Annotated in this window: 1 protein-coding gene; it reads right to left on the bottom strand. The window is 65.7% G+C overall.

Translation table 11 applies throughout. The annotated features are described in order from the left end of the window. Positions 1 to 543: 543 nt before the first annotated feature. Positions 544 to 1,905, bottom strand: a complete 1,362-nt coding sequence (locus BQ8420_RS12025; protein WP_160049302.1) for an HNH endonuclease signature motif containing protein — start codon at positions 1,903 to 1,905, stop codon at positions 544 to 546. Positions 1,906 to 2,262: the final 357 nt, after the last annotated feature.

Raw genomic sequence — 2,262 nt, forward strand, 5'->3', positions numbered from 1 at the left:
CGCGTCAAGGCGATGTTGTGTGCTGTGGCAGCGGGGTTGGTGGCCTTGACCCGCACGGCACGGGCGGCGGTTGGCGGCTATCGGGGAAGGGGGAGGTGGGGTCAGGGACCTAAAAGCAACGGCCCTTCGGGCCTGGGGGCCCTCACGGGCCGGTCCGGCCGCAGCCGGCCGGATTCCTGCCCCACCGTCTGGTGGTGTCGTTGAGCGCGTCGCCACTACGTGACGGGCCCGGTCACGAAGGGCCCGCTACAGGTCCGGCTCAGGGCGGGGCGCGTCCCAGCGGTGGCCGGCTCTGTGGGGGTGGGCCGGTCACTCCCTAGTACCGGCGGTGCCGACACCCCGGCGGGAGCCACGTTGGCCCTTGGATGTGGCTCTGGGTGGGGGGTTCGGTGTGCGGGCATGGCTGTATCCCCACAAGGCACAGGGCCTTTGGGGTCTGACACCCACCCGGGGGGTATTTTTCGAGAGGTGCGGGGGTCTGCTCCGGATACATGGTTCGGAGCGGGGCGGTGTTTTCGCCTGGTGGAAGCTGGTGCGGTGGTGTTAGGCGGTGGCTGGGGCTGGCTCCCCCTCACCGTCCCCGCCGCCACCGTCCTTCTCGGTTTCTTGGCGGTTCTGGGTGTGGTGGTGTTCCCAGATCTGCTGGTTCGCTTTCACCTGAAGGCGGTGCTTGAGCCGGTTGTGGGTGGAGCACAGCAGTTGCATGTTGTCCGAGCTCGTGGCCCCGCCGTGGGAGAAGGCGATGATGTGGTCGAACTGCGACCAGCTACGCGGCATGTCGCAGCCTTCGTGCCACTCGCAGTGAAACTCTTTGTAGCCGGCCGCTTGGCGTACGGGGTCGGGAGCGCACCGGTGCTTCTGCCCCACATCGAGCAGGGTTTTGCCTTCGGCGTCGGTCAGGAAGCGGCGCAACCAACTCTTCGGGGTGAGGCGGGAGATCATCTGGTCGGGGATGACCACCCCATCCTCCGTCACCGCAGGCTCCGCCGTACGGTCGCCGAGGTAGCGCTTCAAAGGCACGGTGATGTTCAACGTCACCACCGGCTTCGGAGCCTTCGCGCACTTGCGGTGGGCCAAAGCGGTCTCGAAGATCCGCATCATCGCGTCATAAGTGCGCTGATGCTTTGGCACCGCCGCACTATCCGGACCATACGGTTCGGTGTAAGCGTCCAGGGCGGCCTGGATCAGCTGATTATCCGCACCCGGCCCCCACATCCGCAGCAGGAACCCGCCTTCGAAGGTCGGCGAGAACTGCGCACCACGATTGTCGAAAGTCTCATCATAATCCCGGTCGGCCTTATCCGGATCCAGCTGGGCGACGAACCATTTCGCCGCGTCCCGCAACTGCCGCACCGACGCCTTCGGGCATTCCTTCTTATAAGCGATCAGCCCGAACTCCAGACGGGCCCGGAAACCCTCCACGTCGGGGTGCTGCGCCCGGAAGTCCTCATCCGCCGAGTCCAGGACCTTGGCCCAGTCCGTCACAGCCTTGTCGGTGGAGGTCGCGATCGCACACGCCTCACCCAACGACAGGACCTCACCCTGGAACGCTTCGTCGACCAGCGGGAGCTGCTGGTGGTGCAGGGCTCGGGCCAGGGTGGCCAGGTTGCTGGCCTCGGCGGGGGTGGTGCCCCACTTGTGGGTGATCCACGCTTTGAGGGTGTTCTGGCCGCCTTTTTCCAACACGGCCCCGGAGGCTTCCAGGGTGGCCAGAGCGGGGAGCATCGCGTAATAGATGCGATCCATTTCCCCGTTGATCCGCCCGCACTGTTCGAGCGCCTCGTCCTCGGCCCCGAGCGGGATATCTTGGCCGGCGAATCCTACCGCCATCTCCCGCGCATGGGCCATCGCCTGATCGACCGGGGTGGTCCCGGTCGAGTGCGGTGCGCTGGGAGGAAAGATCATACTCTGATTATATGCCAATGCCCCAAAGAATGGCATCCCTACTCCCGGGTATATTGTTTTCTTTTCTCAGGGTGCTGGGATTCCTATCATGGAATGGCGCCTTTTGCGGGTTATCCACAACCCCTTTTTCCGCCATTCCCCCCACCGGAGCCGGCAACCGCTGGGACGCGGACCACCACCCGACCGACTTGTAGCGGGCCCTTCGTTGCCCGACCTGTCACGTAGTGGCGACGCGCTTAACGAGACGACGAGAGGGCTGGGTAGGGATTCGGCCGGCTGCGGCCGGACCGGGCGAAGCCCGGCGGGCCGAAGGCCCGGAAGGGCTTTTGGGTCCCTGACCCCACCTCCCCCTTCCCC

The organism is Nocardiopsis sp. JB363 (genome assembly GCF_900143625.1).
Classification (GTDB): domain Bacteria; phylum Actinomycetota; class Actinomycetes; order Streptosporangiales; family Streptosporangiaceae; genus Nocardiopsis.